Consider the following 393-nt stretch of genomic DNA (forward strand, 5'->3'; position numbering starts at 1 on the left):
CCGGCAGGGTCGTGGGCATGTACATCAGCGTGCCCTCGTTCAGCGTCGGCATGAACTCCGAGCCGAGCTGTCGCGCCGGCCAGACGCTGACGCCCAGCAACGCGAGCGCCAGCAGGATGGTCAGCACCCTGGCCCTGAGCACGCCCCCGATCAGCGGCCGGTAGAGCCAGATCAGAACCCTGTTGATCGGGTTCTTGTGCTCCGGGATGATCCGGCCCCGGATGAAGACCACCATCAGCGCCGGCACCAAAGTCACCGACAGGAAGGCGGCCGCCGCCATCGCGAAGGTCTTGGTGTAGGCGAGCGGCCCGAACAGGCGACCCTCCTCCCCCTCCAGCGTGAAGATCGGCAGGAAGGAGACGGTGATCACGAGCAGGCTGAAGAACAGCGCCG

1 protein-coding gene is annotated in these 393 nt (G+C 66.7%); it reads right to left on the reverse strand.

What is annotated here, in order from left to right; translation table 11 throughout:
* Positions 1-393, reverse strand: a 393-nt coding sequence (locus tag AX750_RS10410) for an efflux RND transporter permease subunit (protein WP_197432807.1), incomplete at both ends; no start/stop codon positions are given.

The sequence above is a fragment of the Methylobacterium sp. CCH7-A2 genome (assembly GCF_001557075.1).
Lineage (GTDB): Bacteria > Pseudomonadota > Alphaproteobacteria > Rhizobiales > Beijerinckiaceae > Allobosea > Allobosea massiliensis.